A 17,677-nucleotide genomic window follows, 5' to 3' on the forward strand; every position below is an offset into this window, starting at 1 on the left:
GAATCCTTCAGCTTCAACGAATTGGACGCTTCGATGGCGCTTTCGTGGCGAAGCGGAGACGTTTTACCGACTAAAGTCGAACCAGCGCCGAACCCCAGACCAAACCGCCGCCCAGCGCTTCCAGCAAGACGAGTTGGCCCTTTGCCGCCCGCCCGTCGGTCATCGCTTCCGTCAGCGCCAAAGGAATGGAGGCGGCCGAGGTATTGGCGTGGCGATCCACGGTGACCACCACGCGGGACTGCTGAATGCCAAGCTTGCGACCCATGCTGTCGATGATGCGGATATTGGCCTGATGCGGCACCAACCAGTCGATATCCGTGGCCAGAAGATGGTTGGCGGCCAAAGCCTCCTCCACCGTCTCAGTCAGGCGATGGACGGCATGGCGAAATACCTCGCGCCCGTTCATCCGCAACTTGCCTGAGAGCGGCGTGCCGGCGGCATCGGCCACGCCCACCGCGCCGTCCACGAACAGAATGTCGCCGAGGCTGCCTTGGGCATGCAGATGAGTGGACAGGATGCCGTCATTCCCCTCGCCCTCGGACGCGCGAAGGAACACGGCGCCGGCGCCATCCCCGAACAGCACGCAGGTCGAACGATCAGTGTAGTCCAGAATGCGGGAAAACCTTTCCGAGCCGATCACCAAGGCGCCACGGCAGCGACCGCAGCGGATCAGCTCGTCCGCCAAGGACAGGGCATAGACGAAGCCTGCGCAGGCGGCCGAGACATCGAAGCCGAAGCCGCGTTCGATGCCGAGCATGGCCTGGACGCGCACGGCGACGGAGGGAAACGCCTGGTCCGGCGTGCTAGTGCCGACGATGATGAGATCGACGGCGCTGGCATCGACACCGGCGAAGGCCAGGGCGCGCCGCGCAGCCGCCGTGGCCATGGCGGCCGTCGTCTCCGACGGACCCGCCCGGTGGCGCTGGCGGATGCCCGTACGCTCTCTGATCCAGGCGTCCGAGGTGTCGAGCGTCGCTGCCATCTCGTCATTGGTGACGATACGTTCAGGCAAATAGCTGCCAGCGCCGGCGAGAATCGATCGGATGGAGGACGCCACCTTATGTGCCTATTTCGCGGCCGCGAGCGGGGCTGCGATATCCGTCGCATTGGCCGATTCCGCCCGCTCGGCATCCGTCAGGCGCTCAAGCTCTTCCTGAGCGCCAAGCTTGGCGAGGCCGTCGGCGATGCCGGCCGTGAAGCCATGGGTCACCATATTCATGGCGACATCCACGGCATGGGCGAAACCCAGCGCATCCGTGCCGCCGTGAGATTTCACGACGACGCCGTTGAGGCCGACGAGGACGGCACCATTGTAGCGGCGCGGGTCTAGCCACTCGCGCAGCTTGTCCAAGCCGGAGCGGGCCAGAAAATAGGCAATCTTGGAAGACAGGCTGCTGTTGAAGACCTGGCGCAGCAACCCGCCCATCAGCTTGAGCGCGCCCTCACCCGTCTTGAGCGCGACATTGCCGGTAAAGCCGTCCGTGACGATGACATCCACCGTGCCGGCGGCGATGTCATGACCTTCGACGAAGCCATGGAAACGCGGACCAATATGGCTGGCGCGCAGGACATGCGCCGCGTGCCGCAGCCGATCGTCGCCCTTCAGCTCCTCGGACCCGACATTGAGCAGGCCGATGGTGGGTTCGGGAATGCCGAGGACGGTGCGGGCGAACATCTCCCCCATCACCGCGAACTCGACCAGATTGCGGCTGTCGCAGACGACATTGGCGCCGAGGTCGAGCATGACGACGTCGCCCCGCGCGGAGGGCACGGTGGCGGCCATGGCCGGGCGGTCGATACCGGGGAGTGTCTTGATGACGATCTTGGCGAGGGCCAGCAGGGCGCCGGAATTGCCGGCGGAGACCACGCCGCTGGCCTCACCGCCCGCGACCGCGTCAATGGCCAGACGCATGGAGGAGTTGCGCATCCGCAGCGCGACCGTGGGCTTCATGTCGCCCGTAACGAAGTCGGGCGCATGACGGATGGTGCAAGCCGCGCGGGCGCGTGGATAGGCATCCAGCAAAGCCGCAAGCTTGACTTCATCGCCGACCAGAAGAAATCGGCCGCCGGGATGGCGTTCGGCGGCCAAGGCGAGGCCAGCCACCACCATGGTCGGGGCGTCATCCCCGCCCATGGCATCCACGGCCAGGGCGAAGGGCTCCGGCACAGTGTGGTCCGTCATCCGGGCGGAAATGTTTTGCCGCCGGAGCCGATCAGGCCCGGACCGCGCCCTTGAGGGCCTTGCCCGCGCCGACCACTTCACGACCATCGTAATGGCCGCAATGGCTGCAGACGTGGTGGGGGCGACGCAGCTCCCCACAGCTTCCGCATTCCGAAAAGGCTTCTGCCTTCAGAGCGTGATGGCTGCGGCGCATGCCCTGGCGGGACGGCGAAGTCTTTCTCTTGGGAACGGCCATCGCCGGAACCCCTTTCGAACGTTATGCGGCCCCCGGCCGAAATGGCCAGATCACCGGAATCTATTGATCGCGAGGCGCGGCACTTACCAGAGCGTTAGGGGGGCGGCAAGCGCGGCCGGCACATCCCTATCACAACCCTTTCATGTCCGGCGGCGGAAATCCTTCAAAACGGCGAAGGGATTAGGCGTCTCGACTTCCGGTTCGGCGAGTTTCGCGCCGGGTTTACGGGGGTAGGGTGCCAGAGACAGGGCATATTCCTGCACGGCCGCTTCACCCAGGTCGAGCACCTCATTCTCATAGACAAGCTCGTCCGGCCCGTCCTCGAAGGCAAAGCTCGCCTCGCTTTCCACCTCCTCCGACGGAGACTCCTCGTTCACGAATCGGACTTTGAAAGCGATATCCGTCCGCTCGGTGAAATCGTCGAGCGTCACCACGCAGTTGCGGGTGGCGCGCGCGCGCAACCGCCCCTCGGCCTCATAGCCGCCGCCGCGCCGCGCGCGTTGGATTTTGAAGCTCGCGCTGAAGGCGGCGAGTTGCGGCAACGCCAGTCGCGCGGCGATGGCGGCGCATTCCTCAGGCGTCGCGCTAATCTCGCGCAGCGTTTCGGTCATGCTGATCTGCGCCAGAGGAAGAAGGCGGCTGAATTCGGGCGTGGGCGTGGAGGTCATGGGAATGCGGCTCTTAACTCAGGTAGGGGGAAGGTCGGGCAGATTTGAAACGAAAGGATAGCCGCGTCCTGGCCGAGTTGACAGCGGATCAGGGGCATGACACCCACCGCCTTCTGGCACCTCGGTCGTGGCGGAGTAGAGACAGAGGAAATGAGCTGCGTGTTCCAGACAATCTCGCCGAAACACCGGACCCGCTTCCGACATGTGGCGGCAGCCTGCATGCTGCTTAGCCTCCCACTCGGTGGCTGCAGCCTGTTCGAGGCGAATACGACGACGCGTGGCAATCCGGTCGATGTCGATGCCATCAAGCAGCTGACGCCCGGCACCACCACGACGGCCGATGTCACGGCCCTGCTCGGCTCACCGACCACGCATGAAACCTTCGACGACAATAGCTGGGTCTATATCAGCCAGATTACCCGCCCGCGCGTCGGACGCCTGCCAGGCGTCATGGAACAGCGCGTTGTGGTGCTGAACTTCGATGCCGGCGGCACGCTCCGCCAAGTGAAGGTCTATGGCCTAAAAGATGCCAAGACGGTCAGCATGCAGCCGGGCACGACCAAGACGCCGGGTACCTCCGCCTCTATCCTGCAGCAGCTTTTCGGCAATGTCGGGCGCTTCAACGGTGCCGGCGGCAACAGCGGTTCGGGTCCGGGCGGCGGCGGCGGCGGCCTCACCGGCGGTTAAGATTGGTCGGCGAAGCGCATTCCACGATCGACACTTAGAAATGGCTCCAGCCGTGGTGGGACACCGCCATTGGCTGCAACGCCTCATCGACCACCGTCACGGCCACTGCGCCTTCGGTAAAGCGCCCGACGCGGGTGAGCGGCACGCCCAAACCAGCGCAAGCCGCCGCCAGAGCCTCACCCTTCCCCGCCGGCACCGCCATCAGCAATTCGTAATCGTCACCGCCGCCAAGACATTGCGGCAGCCAGTCCGGCCCCGCCGCCCGCGCGGCTTCGGACAGCGGCACACGCGCTGCCTCGATCTCCGCGCCGCAGCCAGCAAGCCGGCACAGATGACCAAGATCCTGGAGCAGACCGTCGGACACATCGATCGCGGCGGTCACGGCGCCCGCCAATGGCAGACCGAGGCGCGGGTTCGGCACACAGTAGCGTTGCCTGAGATGGCCAGTCGGATCGGCGAGCTTGCCGAGTGAGACCGCAAGACCGAGCGCACCGTCACCGATGGTGCCCGTGACCCAGACCTCATCGCCCGGCTTGGCGCCTCGGCGCCGAATGGCCGTGCCAGGCGCAACATGGCCAATGATGGTGAGCGACAATGTCACCGGCCCCGGCGTGCTGGTGGTATCGCCGCCCAGAAGCATCACACCGAACTCGGCCTGATCGGCCGCGAGGCCGGCTGCGAAATCGGCGAACCAATGGTCCGGCGTGCCGGTGGGCGCCGAAACGGTGAGAAGATAGCCCAGCGGCACCGCGCCCATAGCCGCGAGATCGGACAGGTTCACGCGCAGCAGCTTGCGCGCGACGCCGGCGGCCGGATCGTCGGGCAGGTAATGCACGCCCGCGACCATGGCATCGGCGGCCATGACCAGTTCGCGGCCCGGTGGCGGGGCGAAGACGGCGGCATCATCCTCTAGGTCCAGCGCCCCCGGCCCCGCGAGGGGACGGAAGTGGCGGCCGATGATGCCGAATTCGGAAGGGAGCGCGTCGGACGGCAAAGGCGCGGCCTTACGCGACGGGCGCTTCCGGCGGCGTCGCGAATTCGGATGGCCGGGTGCGCCGGGCAAGGGCGTCCAACATGCCATTCACCATGCGCGGCTCATCGCCCGCGAAAAAGCCATGCGCGACGTCCAGATATTCATTGATCACCACGCGGATCGGCGGCCCGTCAGCCATGCCGAGTTCGGCGGTGCCAGCGCGCAGCAGTGCCCGCAGCACGGGGTCGAGCCGCTCAAACGGCCAATCAGCCGGCAGGCTCGCCGCGATCATGGCGTCGATCCTGTCCTGATCCTTCACCGCCGCCCGCACGATGGCCGCGAACAGTGGCACATGCGCGTCCGGCACCCGCCCGTCCTCAAACCCGCCGGCGTCCGGCACATCGCCCAGACGATGGCGCGTGAACTGGTCGATCACCGTCTCGGCGCTCTCCTCCGCCTGTTCGGTCTGGAACAGCGCCTGCACGGCCGCGACCCGCGCACCCGTGCGCGGGCGGGTCGTCTTGGAAGCGGGGGCGCGAACGGTCATCAGGGTGTTTCCATGAGCCGCAGAAGGGCCACTTGCTTGAGCATGGCGATCGCCGCTTCGGCGCCTTTGTTGTGCGCGCTGCCGGAGCGGGCGATCGCCTGATCGATGGTATCCACCGTCAGCAAGGCGGTGCCGAGGCACAGAATATGGTCGGTCGCGACCTTCATCAGGCCGTCCATCGCGGATCGGCAGATGAAATCGTAATGATCCGTCTCACCCTTCACGACGCAGCCGATGGCGATGAAGCCCTCGAAGGCGCGCTCGCTTTGGGCGGCGATGGCCAAGGCCTGCGCCAGTTCAAAGGCGCCCGCGACCTCGACCGTCTCATGCGGGGCGCCGACGCTGTCGAGCACGGCGCGCGCCCCCAGCGTCATGCCATCCACAACCTGACGGTAATAGGGCGCGATGATGATCAGAACCAAAGGCTGCTCGCCCTCGATGCGCGGGACCGCGGCGAGTTCGGCATCGGCGGTGCTCATGTCTCAGGTGTTTCTTCAGTTGCGGGCTTATCGAGAAGAGGCTGCTGATCGACAATATTGAGGCCGAAGCCTTCAAGCGCGATCAGGCTGCGGGGATGGTTGGTGAGAAGGATCATGTCCTTCACGCCGAGATCGATCAGGATCTGCGCGCCGATGCCGTAATGGCGCAGCACGTGATCCTCGACCCGGTCGGGCTCACTGAGGCCCAGCTTGCGCGCGACGGCGCCCGGCTGGGTATCGCGAAGCAAAACTATGACGCCCCGCCCGGCCTGGGCGATAGCGCGGGAGGAAGCCGCGAGGGCCGCGCGGCCGCTGCCCAGCAGATCGACGACCGGATCGACACTATGGACGCGCACCAGGCTCGCGCCCGGCGCAGCGACATCACCCTTCACCAGGGCCAGATGCTCGGTGCCGGACAGCGTGTCCTCGAAGACCTTGACCGACCAATCCCCACCTTCGAGGTCGCCGGTCCAGGTCTCATACGAGCGGCGGACCAGCTTTTCCGTGCGACGGCGATGCTGGATGAGATCGGCGATGGTGCCGAGCTTGAGGTTGTGGCGCTGCGCAAAGGCGATTAGCTCGGGCAGACGGGCCATGGTCCCGTCTTCATTCATGACTTCGCAGATTACGCCGGAGGCATTGAGGCCGGCGAGACGCGCGACATCGACCGCCGCCTCGGTATGGCCGGCCCGCACCAGGGAGCCGCCATCCCGCGCCGCGACCGGGAAGATATGGCCGGGGGTCGCGATCTCATCGCGCGGATGCTCTGAATTGATGGCGACCGCCACCGTGCGGGCGCGATCGGCCGCCGAGATGCCGGTGGTGATGCCGTGCCGCGCCTCGATCGAGACCGTGAAGGCGGACGCGTGGCGGGACCGGTTATGGGCGTTCATCAGGGACAGGCCGAGTTGCTCGACCCGCGCCCGCGTCATCGCCAGGCAGATCAGGCCGCGCGCATGGCGGGCCATGAAGTTGATCGCCTCGGTGGTCGCGAACTGGGCCGGAATGACAAGGTCACCCTCGTTCTCACGGTCCTCGTCATCGACCAGGATGAACATGCGCCCGGCCCGCGCTTCCTCGATGATCTCCGAGGTGGGCGAGATGTAATCATGCAGGGAGAAGGTGTTGATCATCGTCATAGCCCGACCTCCGTCAGCCGCGCGACGTAGCGCGCGAGCATGTCGATCTCCAGATTGACGGCATCGCCCACGCGCAGATCCTGAAAGGCCGTGACAGTGATGGTGTGGGGAATGACGTTCACGCCGAACACATCGCCCTCAACCTCGTTCACGGTCAAGGAGACGCCATCGACGGCGATGCTGCCCTTGCTCGCGATGAAGCGCGGCATGCCCGCAGGCGCACGGAACTGCCAGCGGGTGGAGCCATTCTCCGGCGTCGAGGCGATCAGCGTGCCGATGCCATCGACATGACCCGAGACCATGTGCCCGCCGAGTTCATCCCCCATGCGGAGTGGCCGTTCCAAGTTGATGGTCCGGCCGACGGTCCATCCCCCCAGCGTCGTCTTCGACAGGGATTCCGCCGAGACATCCACCGCGAACCAGTGCCCCCCCATTTCGCCTCCCATCTCGACAACCGTCAGGCAGCAGCCGGAACAGGCGATGGAGGCGCCGAGCACCACGCCGGGCAGCCCGCGCCAGACGTCTTGATCCATCGGCACCGCGATCCGCAGCCGCATGTCCTGGCCGTCACCGATCGGGGTGACGGCGGTCACGGTGCCGACGCCCGAAACTATGCCTGTGAACATTCTGACCCTTTGGAGATGATCTGGCTCTACGTCGGCTCGGGCTCGACCCGGTCGCTCAACTCGCCCAGGAACTGCTCGAAATCCTTCGCCTCGCGAAAATTGCGATAGACACTGGCAAAGCGGACATAGGCCACGTCGTCCACCTCCTTCAATGTCTCCATCACCAGTTCGCCGATCTGCTTGCTTGGAACATCGGCATCGCCGCTCGATTCGAGCTTGCGCACGATGCTGTTCACGATGCGGTCGATCCGCTCCTCCTGCACCGGCCGCTTGCGCAGCGCGATGCGGATGGAGCGGGCCAGCTTGTCGCGGTCGAAGGGCACGCGCCGCAGGTCAGATTTCACGACCACCAATTCGCGCAACTGCACCCGCTCGATGGTGGTGAAGCGCTGGCTGCACGCGCCGCAGAACCGCCGGCGCCGGATCGCCGTCCCATCTTCGCTGGGCCGGCTATCCTTCACCTGGGCATCGTCGTTTCCGCAGAACGGGCAGCGCATTCAGCAGCCCGTTAATTCGGGTAGATCGGGAAGCGGGCGCACAGCGCCTGCACACGCCGGCCGACCTTGGCTTCGATCAGCGTGTTCTCACTGTCGTTGGAACCCGAAAGGCCAGTCAGAACCTCATCGATCATCTCGCCGACCTGGCGGAATTCCGCCACGCCGAAGCCGCGCGTGGTGGCCGCCGGGGTGCCGAGGCGAATGCCCGAGGTCACGGCCGGCTTCTCGGGGTCGAAGGGAATCGCGTTCTTATTCGCGGTCATATGCGCCCGCTCCAGGCTGCCCTCGGCGGCTTTGCCGGTGACGCGCTTGGGCCGCAAATCGACCAGCAGCAGATGGCTGTCGGTGCCGCCGGTCACGATGGCGAAGCCGCGCTCGACCAGCGTCTCGGCCAGAACCTTCGCATTCTCCACCACCGCCTGCTGATACAGGCGGAACTCGGGGCGCAGCGCTTCCCCGAAGGCCACTGCCTTGGCGGCGATCACATGCATCAGCGGGCCGCCCTGGAGGCCGGGGAAAATTGCCGAATTGATGCGCTTGCCGAGGTCGAGGTCGTTGCTCAGGATCATGCCGCCGCGCGGGCCGCGCAGGGTCTTATGCGTCGTCGTCGTCACGACATGGGCATGGGGAATCGGGCTCGGGTAGACGCCGGCCGCGACCAGGCCCGCGAAATGGGCCATATCGACCATGAAGACGGCGCCGACTTCGTCGGCCACCTTGCGGATGCGGGCGAAATCGATGATGCGAGGATAGGCCGAGCCGCCGGCGATGATCAGCTTGGGCTTCCCCTCGCGCGCCTTCTGCTCCAGCTCCTCGTAATCCAGCAGGCCGTCATCGCGGCGCACGCCGTATTGCAGGGCGTTGAACCATTTGCCGGACAGGTTGGGCGCGGCACCGTGGCTGAGATGGCCGCCGGCGGCCAGGCTCATGCCGAGGAAGGTATCGCCCGGGCTCAGCAGCGCGAGCATGACGCCCTGATTGGCCTGGGCGCCGGAATGGGGCTGAACATTGGCGAAGGCGCAGCCGAAGATTTCCTTGGCGCGGTCGATGGCGAGCTGCTCGGCCACATCGACGGCGGCGCAACCACCGTAATAGCGGCGGCCCGGATAACCCTCGGCATATTTATTGGTGAGAACGCTGCCCTGGGCGTCCATCACCGCGCGAGAGACGATGTTCTCGCTCGCGATCAACTCGATACCGTCCTGCTGCCGACCGAGTTCCCGTGTCAGCGTGGCGGCGAGAGCGGGGTCCGTCTCCTCCACAGAGGCGGAAAAGAAGCGTGCGAGGCTGGAGGGCAGCAGCTCGTTCATGGCGAGATTCCTGTTGGACGGTCCCGGCAAAGGGAGAATGACGCAGCATAGCCGGACGAGCCTCTTAACACGGTCGTGAAGCCCCGGTGAACCATCGCCTTCCCAAGGCTGGGTTGCCTGTCGTGATGGGAGGAAGCAACGGTATAAGACCGCATCGCTCAGCCAGGGTTCTTGCTCATGACCGACAGCCGCTTCCCCCAGACCCGCCTCCGCCGCAACCGCCATGATGGCTGGACCCGCCGGCTGGTGGCGGAAAACCGTCTGTCGGTAGACGATCTGATCTGGCCGATCTTCATCCGCGCCGGCCACGGCGAAACCACCGATGTCGGCTCCATGCCCGGTGTGCAGCGCGTGACGCTCGATCGGCTCGCCGGCCATGTGGAAGCGGCGGTGCGCCTGGGTGTGCCCGCCATTGCCTTATTCCCCGTCACACCGGTGGAATTGAAGAACCCTGAGGGGACCGAAGCGACAAACCCCGATAACCTGATCTGTTCCGCCTCACGCATCCTCAAGGCGGAATTTCCGGATGTCGGGCTGGTGGGGGATGTCGCCCTAGACCCGTACACCAGCCATGGCCATGACGGTGTGATCCGCGAAGGCTATGTGCATAACGACGATACCCTGCCGATCCTGGCGCGGCAGTCACGAATCCAGGCCGAGGCCGGCATCGATATCATCGCCCCGTCGGACATGATGGACGGCCGAATCGCCGCCATTCGCGCCGAACTGGACGGCGCAGGCCTGATCCATACGCGCATCATGAGCTATGCCGCGAAGTATGCGAGCGCCTTTTATGGTCCCTTCCGGGACGCCATGGGTTCGGCCAGTGCCCTGAAGGGCGACAAGAAGACCTATCAGATGGACCCCGCGAATTCCGACGAGGCCCTGCGCGAAGTGGCGATGGATATCGCCGAGGGCGCCGACATGATCATGGTCAAGCCGGGCATGCCCTATCTCGACATCATCCGCCGGGTGCGGGATCGGTTCGAGGTACCGACCTTCGCCTATCAGGTGTCCGGCGAATACGCGATGATCATGGCCGCCGCCGGCCATGGCTGGATGGATGAGGAGCGCGCGATGATGGAGAGCCTGCTGGCCTTCAAGCGCGCCGGATGCCGGGGCGTGCTGACTTATTTCGCGCCCGCCGCTGCCCGGGTTCTCCGCGATTTGTAGGCCCCGCCCGGCCTGTCTCGCGTTTTTCACGGCGGCCCGGATTGCGGCAGACCTTTCCGTCGTTATCTTGGGCTCTCACGCCTCGGGAACCCCACCATGCTGAACGCTTATGTTGCTGCGGTGGGCCAGCCCCTGACCGAAATGCCGGCCGACGGCGATCTCAGCACGGCGCAATGGATCGATCTGTTCGAGCCGACTGAGGAAGAAAAGCAGCGCGTCTGCAACGCGACCGGGCTTCGCATCGCCTCGATGGAAGAACTCGACGAGATCGAGAATTCCAGCCGGCTCGCCTTTGATGGTACCGCCCTCTACCTCAGCATGCCGCTGGTCGCGAAGGTCGACGGGATGGAGGCCAATACCAAGCCGCTCGGTTTCGTGGTTACCAAGGACCGGATCATCACAATCCGCTTCATCCGCAGCGCGGCGCTGCACAACTTCCTCGATCAGATGCAGCGCGCGCCTTTGGAATCCGGCTCAGCCATGGACATCTTCATCCTTGTTCTCGAGTCGATCACCGATCGGATGGCGGATATCCTGGAGCGGGTGCGTGACGAGCTTGACCGCATTTCCAAGCAGATCTTCACAGAAGACACGGCCGGGATGCGCGGGCGCAAGCAGGACCTGGAGTTGCAGAACGTCATCAAGGCGATCGGGCGCGCCGGGGATCAGATGTCACGCGTGCGGGACAGTTTGCTGGGCATCGGGCGCATCGTGCCGTTTACGGCGCAAGTCGCAGCCCCTTGGATCGACCGCGATTTGCGCGACCGCATGAAATCCATCCGTCAGGATGTGGCGTCCCTCAGCGACTACGACATGCATCTCAATGGCAAGATGCAGTTCCTGCTGGATGCGACGCTCGGGCTGATCAACACGACGCAGAACAATATCATCAAGGTTCTGACGGTCGTCTCCGTCGTCGGCGTGCCGCCCACCCTGGTCGCCAGCATCTACGGCATGAACTTCAAGGACATGCCGGAACTCAACTGGGCGTTTGGGTATCCGTACGGCCTCACACTGATCGTTCTGTCGGCGGTTCTGCCGCTGGTCTGGTTCCGGATGCGCGGCTGGCTGTGATGACGCCGCTCTAACGAACGTGGTCGCGGTCGGCCATGAGGCGATGCAGCGTCGGTTCGATGGAGGTCGCGATCATCTCCATGCCCCGCGCATCGGGATGCAGCGCCAAGGGCGCACCGTCCGGCGTTTGGCCGCGCAAGTCCGCCGCATGCGGATCGAGATAGAGGGAGACATCGACGCGGCCGTTCTTGAGGAACGACGCCCCGACGTCCATGAAGGTGACATGCGACCGATCACGGTAGGCGCGCGCGAGATCGGCATCCAGCACCGCCGTATTCTCGGAAATCCACGGTGACCTCTGGCTCGGCAGAACACCCAGCAACAGGATCTGCGTCTGCGGTAGCTTGCGCCTGAGGATGCCGATGATGGCGTCGATACCGGCGCGCGTCTTGGCCGCATCCCAATGCACGCGGCCGAAGTTATTGGCGCCGATCAGCAGCACCAGCGCGCGGGGCGCGATGCCATCGACCTCGCCATGGTCCAGCCGCCAGATCACATTGGCGGTCGTATCGCCCTTGAAACCCATATTGACGGCCGCGCGATCGCCATAGAAGCGCTGCCAGATCGGCGCGATATCGCCCCAAGGCTGCGGCGTCGTCCGCTCCCAGTTCTCGGTGATCGAATCGCCAAGCCAGACGAGGCTCACGTCCCCCCGACGCACCCGCGCGAGGCTTTCCGCAAAGCGCGTCCGCCACCAGGGCAGATCCTGGCGGTCGATGGGCATGGTGGCGAGATTGGCCGGCGCCGCGACCGCACCGGAGGCGGGTTGCAGGATCACGACCAGGGCTAGAGCGAGCAAGACGCGACGAAAGGTCATGGCCTGCTTCTAACCGACCAGGGCGAGAAACCCGAAACTGCCGATGCCGGCCAGGATGCAGTAGATGGCGAAGGGCGTCAGCGCCCAATGCTCATGGCCACGGAAATAGCGCATCAGGAAGGCGATGCTCGCCAGCGCCGTGACGCCGGCGACGACCGCCGAGACCAGCGCCAGGCTCATCGCGCCTTGGGCGGCACTGTCATGCATCAGCTTGGGCACTTCCAGCACGGCGGCGGCGACGATCACCGGCGTCGCGATCAGGAAGGAGAAATGCGCAGCGCCCTCATGGTCCACGCCGCGCAAAACGGCGCCCAGGATGGTCGCGCCGGAGCGGGAGATGCCGGGGATCAGTGCCAGGCACTGCCACAACCCGATGATGGCGGCATCGGTGGTGGTGAGCGTGGAGAGCGCGCGGGTGGACACGGTGTTGCGGCCCTTCAAACGTTCGCCGCCGAGCAACAGCAGGCCGTTCACCACCAGGAAGGCGGCCGCGATCAGCGGCGTCGCGAAGACGCGCCGCAGAACATGCTCCAGCCCCAGGCCGAGGATCACGACCGGAATGGTGGCCACGACGATGAGCACGAAGACGCGCCGACCCTCGCGCACCGCGTGGCTGTCACCCATGCCGATGACGCCCTTCAGGATCGCCAGCCAGTCGCGCCAGAAGAAGCCGAGCAGGGCGAGCGCCGTGCCGACATGCAACATCACCAGAAAAGGCAGAAAACCGGGGCTTTGCAGGTCGAGATGCCAGCCGAGCAGCGCCGGCAGGACGACCGCATGGCCGAGGCTGCTGACCGGAAACAGCTCCGTCGCGCCCTGAACAACGGCGATAATAATGGCGTGCAGCGGGTCCATGACGGTCCATTCCAAGATGCGGCGCCTTCATAACCGTATGGGCGGAGGTCGCAATCACCCGTTTCTTGCTATAGGCGGCCGGTGACAAACGATCAGAAGACGTACGCCCCCTCCACTGACCCCACCCGCGCAGGCGCCCTCGCCCTGCTCGCGGCGGTGCTCGACCGGCATCGACCGCTGGAGGAGGCGATGGACGCCTTGCCGGCGATGGAGCCGCGCGACCGTGCGGCGGCGCATCGGCTGGCCGCCGCCGCCATCCGCCGGCGCGGCACCATCGATGCGGTGCTGGAGCCATATCTGGCCCGCACGCCCTCGACCCAAGTGATGCATATCCTGCGGCTTGGCGCTGCCGGGCTGTTGTTTCTCGACACGCCGCCGCATGCGGCTGTCGGCACGGCGGTCGATCTTGCCCGCGCGAAGGGCCTGCCGAAATTCGCAGGCATGGTGAACGCCGTGCTGCGCCGCGTCTCCGAAGGCGGTCGCGCCGCCTTGGAGGAACTGGATAGTCCGCGACTCGATACGCCGCCCTGGCTCTGGACCTCCTGGGGCAGCGACGCGCGCGATATCGCGACTGCGCATCAGACCGAGGCGCCGCTGGATCTGACCATGAAGCCCGGCGCCACGCCGCCCGAGGGTGGCGTTCTGCTGTCGAACGGCTCCGTGCGGTTCCCGGCCGGCACCCATGTGACGGAACTGGCGGGGTTCGAGGAGGGCAATTTCTGGGTGCAGGACGCGGCGGCAGCCCTGCCCGCCATGCTGCTCGGCGCCCTGCCCGGCCAGCGCATCGCCGATCTCTGCGCCGCGCCGGGCGGCAAGACCGCGCAGCTCGCGGCCAGCGGCGCGCATGTCACGGCCGTCGAGTCGAATGCTCATCGCATGCAGCGGCTGACCGCCAATATGGTTCGGCTTGGCCTTGCGGCTGATCTGGTGCGGGCCGACGCCGCAAAATGGCGCCCCGAGGCACCGCTGGACGGCGTTCTGCTGGACGCGCCCTGCAGCGCCACCGGCACCATCCGCCGGCATCCCGATGTGCCTTATCTGAAGAAGCAGAGCGACATCGCGACGCTCACGGTGATGCAGGACCAGCTTCTGGCCGCCGCCACCGGCATGCTCAAGCCCGGCGGCAAGCTGGTCTATGCGGTCTGTTCCCTCCAACCGGAGGAAGGGCCGGCGCGTGCGGCAGCGGCGGTCGCTCGCCTGCCGCTCGATATCGATCCTATCAAACGATCAGAACTGCCGGAACTCGCCGCCGCCATCGGTCGGGACGGGACGGTGCGAACGCATCCCGGATTATGGCCGCAGCATGGCAGCTTGGACGGCTTCTTCATTGCGCGGTTCACGCGGGTTTGAAACGACCGGGCAAACGCAAGGATCTGACGAGATTTTGAGCCGAATTGCCCACTCGGCAGGCCTGCCATCGGGTTTTTGTGCATCGCGACACATGGTTTGGTGACTATCTTATCTTCAGCAAGACTTGCAGAGGAGATCGTTCCATATGGCCCAGAATTCTCGCCAGACTCATGTCGATAACAGCGTCGAATCGCTGTCTTTGACGGTCAGCGCCGACGAGGCACGGGCGATCGACAGCTGGTCCGCCGCGCATCACATCGATGACCGTTCCGAAGCCGTTCATCGGCTGGTCAATTTGGCTCTTGATGCCGATTTCGCGGCTGACGACACCCATCTGAGATAGCCGTCTGCCCGCACCCTGAAACGGGTGCATGGCCCCCGCCCGCGTCACGCGGACGGGGCAGTTTCTTTATCCTCGCTTCCGCGGCGTCATTCCGCTATGTGTGCGCCGCAACATACGCCCTGCCCCTGACGGTCATGCCGTCACCGGCGGGGCGTTTATCGTACGCACCCCAAGATCGGGCTTCGAGCCGGGTCCAAAGCCGGAAGACGTTATGGACATTCGCAATATCGCCATCATCGCCCACGTCGATCATGGCAAGACCACGCTCGTGGACGCCCTTCTGAAGCAGTCCGGCGCTTTCCGGGAAAATCAGCATGTGGTCGAGCGCGCGCTCGACCGGAACGATCTGGAGCGCGAGCGCGGGATCACCATTCTCGCCAAATGCACCAGCGTCATCTGGAAAGAGACACGCGTTAACATCATCGATACGCCGGGCCATGCCGATTTCGGCGGTGAGGTCGAGCGCATCCTGAGCATGGTCGATGGCGCCATCCTCCTGGTCGATGCCGCCGAGGGCGTTCTGCCGCAGACCAAGTTCGTGCTCGGCAAGGCCCTGGCCCGTGGCATCCGCCCGATCGTGGTCGTCAATAAGATCGACCGTTCCGACGCGCGTGCCGACGAAGTCCATAACGAGGTCTTCGACCTCTTCGCCGCCCTCGACGCGACAGAGGAGCAGCTCGACTTCCCGACCCTGTTCGCCTCCGGCCGTCAGGGTTGGGCCGATCTGGAAATGAACGGCGCGCGCAAGGATCTGTCGCCGATGTTCGACCTGGTGCTGAGCCATGTTCCGGCGCCGAACCTGGTCGTGGACGCGCCGTTCGCGATGCTCGCCTCCATCCTCGACTACGACAACTTCCTCGGCCGCGTCCTGACCGGCCGCGTCGAGCAGGGCCGCGCCCGCCTCAACATGCCGCTGAAGGTGCTCCGCGCGGACGGCACGGTCGTCGAGACCGGCCGCCTGACGAAGCTGATGTCCTTTAACGGCCTCGACCGCGTGCCGGTCGATGAGGCGCAGGCCGGCGATATTATCGCCATCGCAGGCCTGACCGATGCTACCATCCCGGACACGCTCGGCTCGCCTGACCTGCTGTTGCCCATCCAGGCGATCCCGGTCGATCCGCCGACCCTGTCCATGACCTTCCGCGTGAATGACGGCCCGCTCGGCGGCCGCGAGGGCAAGAAGGTCACGTCCCGCCAGATCCGCGATCGCTTGATGCATGAAGTGCAGGGCAACGTGGCCCTGAAGATTACCATCAGCACTGAGACGGACGCCTTCGAAGTGGCAGGCCGCGGCGAATTGCAGCTCGGCGTGCTCATCGAGCAGATGCGCCGTGAAGGTTTTGAGCTGACCATCGGTCGCCCCCGCGTCCTGACGCGCGCCAATCCGGAAACGGGTGAGCGCGAGGAGCCGATGGAAGACGTGCTGGTCGATGTGGACGAGCCCTATTCCGGCGTCGTCGTCGAGAAGATGAGCCGCCGCAAGGGCCAGTTGCAGGACATGCGCCCCTCCGGCGGTGGCAAGCAGCGCCTGACCTTCCGCATGCCCAGCCGTGGCCTGATCGGCTATCACGGTGAATTCCTGACCGATACCCGCGGTTCGGGCATCATGAACCGTCTCTTTGCGGGCTACGGTCCCTGGCAGGGCGTCATCGAAGGCCGCCGTAACGGCAGCCTGATCTCCAACCTCGATGGCGAGGCCGTGCAGTATTCGCTGTGGTATTTGCAGGAGCGCGGAACGCTCTTTGTGAACCCCGGCGACAAGGTCTACACCGGCATGATCGTCGGCGAGCATAGCCGCGACAATGATCTCGACGTGAACGTGGTCAAGGAAAAGAAGCTCACCAATATCCGCGCCGCCGGCAAGGATGATGCGATGCTGCTGATCCCGCCCCGCCGCATGTCGCTGGAGCAGGCGATTGCCTATGTCGAGGATGACGAGTTGGTGGAAGTGACGCCGGCGGCGATCCGTCTGCGCAAACGCCATCTCGACCCGAATGCCCGCAAGCGCGCCGATCGCTCTTCGGACTCCGACGCGGCGTAAGGCGGCGACAAAAACCCCCGGGCATCCCCCGGGGGTTTTTCGTTGTGGGTGTTCTTCGCACCTCACTCCGTTGCATGTAACGCACCAATGATGTAACATTACATGGAATGTGGAGGATGAAGGCAATGGCAACGCCTCCCGGGAATGCCCGCGTTCAGAAGCACCGCGACGCGTTGCGCCACGCGGGTCTGCGACCGGTGCAGATTTGGGTGCCGGATACGCGGCGGCCGGAGTTCGCGGCGGAATGTCGGCGGCAATCCGTTCTCGTGGCAGAAGCCGATCGGTCTGATATGGGTTTGCGCCAGTTCATGGATGAGGCCATCGCGGATCTTGACGGCTGGACCGCATAGTGCGGGGCGACTTGCTGACAGTGGCCGTCCACGGCGATTTCGGAAAACATCGCCCCGCATTGGTCATCCAAGCCGATCAGTTCAGCGAGCACACCACCGTCACCGTGTTGCCGCTGTCGAGCAGCATGGTCGATGCGCCCTTGCTCCGCATCACTGTGCAGCCCAGCACTGAGAACGGTCTGCGAGCACCGTCCCAGGTGATGATCGACAAGGCCACGACGATTAAGCGCGAGAAGGCGGGGTCGGCCTTCGGTCGCATCGAAACCGCGACGTTGGTAGAGATCGAGCGATGTTTGGCCGTCTTTCTGGGCATCGCGAAGTAACACACGAG

At 65.2% G+C, this 17,677-nt stretch carries 21 protein-coding genes; 8 read left to right on the forward strand and 13 right to left on the reverse strand.

The features are described 5' to 3' along the window. Positions 1–70 precede the first annotated feature (70 nt). From QP803_RS12510 to QP803_RS12525, 4 genes are all read right to left on the reverse strand, one after another. A complete protein-coding gene (locus tag QP803_RS12510; protein WP_284943808.1) occupies positions 71–1,057 on the reverse strand; it encodes a beta-ketoacyl-ACP synthase III in 987 nt (328 codons plus the stop codon). A 9-nt stretch (positions 1,058–1,066) separates the two neighbouring features. Next, the gene (plsX, locus tag QP803_RS12515; protein ID WP_284943809.1) at positions 1,067–2,182 is read right to left on the reverse strand and encodes a phosphate acyltransferase PlsX; all 1,116 of its coding nucleotides are present in this window, start codon (positions 2,180–2,182) and stop codon (positions 1,067–1,069) included. Between the two features lie 31 nt (positions 2,183–2,213). Continuing rightward, the gene (rpmF, locus tag QP803_RS12520) at positions 2,214–2,417 is read right to left on the reverse strand and encodes a 50S ribosomal protein L32 (protein WP_284943810.1); all 204 of its coding nucleotides are present in this window, start codon (positions 2,415–2,417) and stop codon (positions 2,214–2,216) included. A gap of 140 nt (positions 2,418–2,557) precedes the next feature. Next, on the reverse strand, positions 2,558–3,085 hold the full coding sequence (locus QP803_RS12525; RefSeq protein WP_284943811.1) for a YceD family protein: 528 nt from the start codon (positions 3,083–3,085) through the stop codon (positions 2,558–2,560). Between the two features lie 96 nt (positions 3,086–3,181). On the opposite strand from QP803_RS12525, the gene QP803_RS12530 reads away from it, so the two are divergent. Further along, a complete protein-coding gene (locus QP803_RS12530; RefSeq protein ID WP_284943812.1) occupies positions 3,182–3,772 on the forward strand; it encodes an outer membrane protein assembly factor BamE in 591 nt (196 codons plus the stop codon). A gap of 34 nt (positions 3,773–3,806) precedes the next feature. On the opposite strand, the gene thiL is transcribed toward QP803_RS12530, so the two are convergent. The 7 genes from thiL to glyA are packed head-to-tail and all read right to left on the reverse strand — an operon-like array spanning position 3,807 to position 9,343. Beyond that, the gene (thiL, locus tag QP803_RS12535) at positions 3,807–4,766 is read right to left on the reverse strand and encodes a thiamine-phosphate kinase (protein WP_284943813.1); all 960 of its coding nucleotides are present in this window, start codon (positions 4,764–4,766) and stop codon (positions 3,807–3,809) included. 10 nt (positions 4,767–4,776) lie between these two features. Beyond that, the gene (nusB, locus tag QP803_RS12540; protein ID WP_284943814.1) at positions 4,777–5,292 is read right to left on the reverse strand and encodes a transcription antitermination factor NusB; all 516 of its coding nucleotides are present in this window, start codon (positions 5,290–5,292) and stop codon (positions 4,777–4,779) included. Further along, on the reverse strand, positions 5,292–5,771 hold the full coding sequence (gene ribH / locus QP803_RS12545) for a 6,7-dimethyl-8-ribityllumazine synthase (RefSeq protein WP_284943815.1): 480 nt from the start codon (positions 5,769–5,771) through the stop codon (positions 5,292–5,294). Before ribH ends, nusB begins: the two co-directional genes overlap by 1 nt. Beyond that, entirely contained in the window at positions 5,768–6,910 is a 1,143-nt protein-coding gene (gene ribB / locus QP803_RS12550; RefSeq protein WP_284943816.1) for a 3,4-dihydroxy-2-butanone-4-phosphate synthase, read from the reverse strand. Before ribB ends, ribH begins: the two co-directional genes overlap by 4 nt. Further along, the gene (locus QP803_RS12555) at positions 6,907–7,536 is read right to left on the reverse strand and encodes a riboflavin synthase (RefSeq protein ID WP_284943817.1); all 630 of its coding nucleotides are present in this window, start codon (positions 7,534–7,536) and stop codon (positions 6,907–6,909) included. Before QP803_RS12555 ends, ribB begins: the two co-directional genes overlap by 4 nt. A gap of 26 nt (positions 7,537–7,562) precedes the next feature. Further along, the gene (gene nrdR, locus QP803_RS12560; RefSeq protein ID WP_284943818.1) at positions 7,563–8,033 is read right to left on the reverse strand and encodes a transcriptional regulator NrdR; all 471 of its coding nucleotides are present in this window, start codon (positions 8,031–8,033) and stop codon (positions 7,563–7,565) included. An 11-nt stretch (positions 8,034–8,044) separates the two neighbouring features. Further along, positions 8,045–9,343 carry a serine hydroxymethyltransferase gene (gene glyA, locus QP803_RS12565; protein WP_284943819.1) on the reverse strand — a complete coding sequence of 433 codons (1,299 nt, stop codon included), beginning with the start codon at positions 9,341–9,343 and terminating at the stop codon, positions 8,045–8,047. A 177-nt stretch (positions 9,344–9,520) separates the two neighbouring features. Between glyA and hemB the strand changes: the two genes are divergently transcribed. Both hemB and QP803_RS12575 read left to right on the forward strand, forming a co-directional pair. Next, positions 9,521–10,516, forward strand: coding sequence for a porphobilinogen synthase (gene hemB, locus QP803_RS12570; RefSeq protein WP_284943820.1), 996 nt, complete (start codon positions 9,521–9,523; stop codon positions 10,514–10,516). A 96-nt stretch (positions 10,517–10,612) separates the two neighbouring features. After that, positions 10,613–11,590 carry a magnesium transporter CorA family protein gene (locus QP803_RS12575; protein ID WP_284943821.1) on the forward strand — a complete coding sequence of 326 codons (978 nt, stop codon included), beginning with the start codon at positions 10,613–10,615 and terminating at the stop codon, positions 11,588–11,590. A gap of 10 nt (positions 11,591–11,600) precedes the next feature. Here QP803_RS12575 and QP803_RS12580 read toward each other — a convergent pair whose 3' ends face one another. Both QP803_RS12580 and QP803_RS12585 read right to left on the reverse strand, forming a co-directional pair. Further along, complete coding sequence (locus QP803_RS12580; RefSeq protein WP_284943822.1) at positions 11,601–12,407, reverse strand: GDSL-type esterase/lipase family protein; 807 nt, start codon at positions 12,405–12,407, stop codon at positions 11,601–11,603. Positions 12,408–12,416: 9 nt separating this feature from the next. Further along, positions 12,417–13,262: an undecaprenyl-diphosphate phosphatase gene (locus QP803_RS12585; RefSeq protein ID WP_284947901.1), complete on the reverse strand. Its 846-nt coding sequence runs from the start codon at positions 13,260–13,262 to the stop codon at positions 12,417–12,419. Between the two features lie 81 nt (positions 13,263–13,343). On the opposite strand from QP803_RS12585, the gene QP803_RS12590 reads away from it, so the two are divergent. From QP803_RS12590 to QP803_RS12610, 5 genes are all read left to right on the forward strand, one after another. Then, entirely contained in the window at positions 13,344–14,612 is a 1,269-nt protein-coding gene (locus QP803_RS12590; RefSeq protein ID WP_284943823.1) for an RsmB/NOP family class I SAM-dependent RNA methyltransferase, read from the forward strand. A gap of 145 nt (positions 14,613–14,757) precedes the next feature. Further along, positions 14,758–14,955 carry a hypothetical protein gene (locus QP803_RS12595; protein ID WP_284943824.1) on the forward strand — a complete coding sequence of 66 codons (198 nt, stop codon included), beginning with the start codon at positions 14,758–14,760 and terminating at the stop codon, positions 14,953–14,955. A gap of 211 nt (positions 14,956–15,166) precedes the next feature. Then, on the forward strand, positions 15,167–16,996 hold the full coding sequence (gene typA, locus QP803_RS12600) for a translational GTPase TypA (protein ID WP_284943825.1): 1,830 nt from the start codon (positions 15,167–15,169) through the stop codon (positions 16,994–16,996). Positions 16,997–17,121: 125 nt separating this feature from the next. After that, on the forward strand, positions 17,122–17,346 hold the full coding sequence (locus QP803_RS12605; protein WP_284943826.1) for an antitoxin MazE family protein: 225 nt from the start codon (positions 17,122–17,124) through the stop codon (positions 17,344–17,346). An 11-nt stretch (positions 17,347–17,357) separates the two neighbouring features. Further along, entirely contained in the window at positions 17,358–17,669 is a 312-nt protein-coding gene (locus QP803_RS12610; RefSeq protein ID WP_350356026.1) for a type II toxin-antitoxin system PemK/MazF family toxin, read from the forward strand. The last annotated feature ends 8 nt before the right edge of the window (positions 17,670–17,677 follow it).

The sequence above is a fragment of the Acidisoma sp. PAMC 29798 genome (assembly GCF_030252425.1).
Taxonomy (GTDB): domain Bacteria; phylum Pseudomonadota; class Alphaproteobacteria; order Acetobacterales; family Acetobacteraceae; genus Acidisoma; species Acidisoma cladoniae.

Excerpts from the sequence above, each read along its gene's own strand:
- plsX (WP_284943809.1), bottom strand. The coding sequence starts at position 2,182 with ATGACGGACCACACTGTGCCGGAGCCCTTCGCCCTGGCCGTGGATGCC.
- rpmF (WP_284943810.1), bottom strand. The coding sequence starts at position 2,417 with ATGGCCGTTCCCAAGAGAAAGACTTCGCCGTCCCGCCAGGGCATGCGC.
- QP803_RS12525 (WP_284943811.1), bottom strand. The coding sequence starts at position 3,085 with ATGACCTCCACGCCCACGCCCGAATTCAGCCGCCTTCTTCCTCTGGCG.
- QP803_RS12530 (WP_284943812.1), top strand. The coding sequence starts at position 3,182 with ATGACACCCACCGCCTTCTGGCACCTCGGTCGTGGCGGAGTAGAGACA.
- nusB (WP_284943814.1), bottom strand. The coding sequence starts at position 5,292 with ATGACCGTTCGCGCCCCCGCTTCCAAGACGACCCGCCCGCGCACGGGT.
- ribH (WP_284943815.1), bottom strand. The coding sequence starts at position 5,771 with ATGAGCACCGCCGATGCCGAACTCGCCGCGGTCCCGCGCATCGAGGGC.
- ribB (WP_284943816.1), bottom strand. The coding sequence starts at position 6,910 with ATGACGATGATCAACACCTTCTCCCTGCATGATTACATCTCGCCCACC.
- QP803_RS12555 (WP_284943817.1), bottom strand. The coding sequence starts at position 7,536 with ATGTTCACAGGCATAGTTTCGGGCGTCGGCACCGTGACCGCCGTCACC.
- nrdR (WP_284943818.1), bottom strand. The coding sequence starts at position 8,033 with ATGCGCTGCCCGTTCTGCGGAAACGACGATGCCCAGGTGAAGGATAGC.
- glyA (WP_284943819.1), bottom strand. The coding sequence starts at position 9,343 with ATGAACGAGCTGCTGCCCTCCAGCCTCGCACGCTTCTTTTCCGCCTCT.
- hemB (WP_284943820.1), top strand. The coding sequence starts at position 9,521 with ATGACCGACAGCCGCTTCCCCCAGACCCGCCTCCGCCGCAACCGCCAT.
- QP803_RS12575 (WP_284943821.1), top strand. The coding sequence starts at position 10,613 with ATGCTGAACGCTTATGTTGCTGCGGTGGGCCAGCCCCTGACCGAAATG.
- QP803_RS12580 (WP_284943822.1), bottom strand. The coding sequence starts at position 12,407 with ATGACCTTTCGTCGCGTCTTGCTCGCTCTAGCCCTGGTCGTGATCCTG.
- QP803_RS12585 (WP_284947901.1), bottom strand. The coding sequence starts at position 13,262 with ATGGACCCGCTGCACGCCATTATTATCGCCGTTGTTCAGGGCGCGACG.
- QP803_RS12595 (WP_284943824.1), top strand. The coding sequence starts at position 14,758 with ATGGCCCAGAATTCTCGCCAGACTCATGTCGATAACAGCGTCGAATCG.
- typA (WP_284943825.1), top strand. The coding sequence starts at position 15,167 with ATGGACATTCGCAATATCGCCATCATCGCCCACGTCGATCATGGCAAG.
- QP803_RS12605 (WP_284943826.1), top strand. The coding sequence starts at position 17,122 with ATGGCAACGCCTCCCGGGAATGCCCGCGTTCAGAAGCACCGCGACGCG.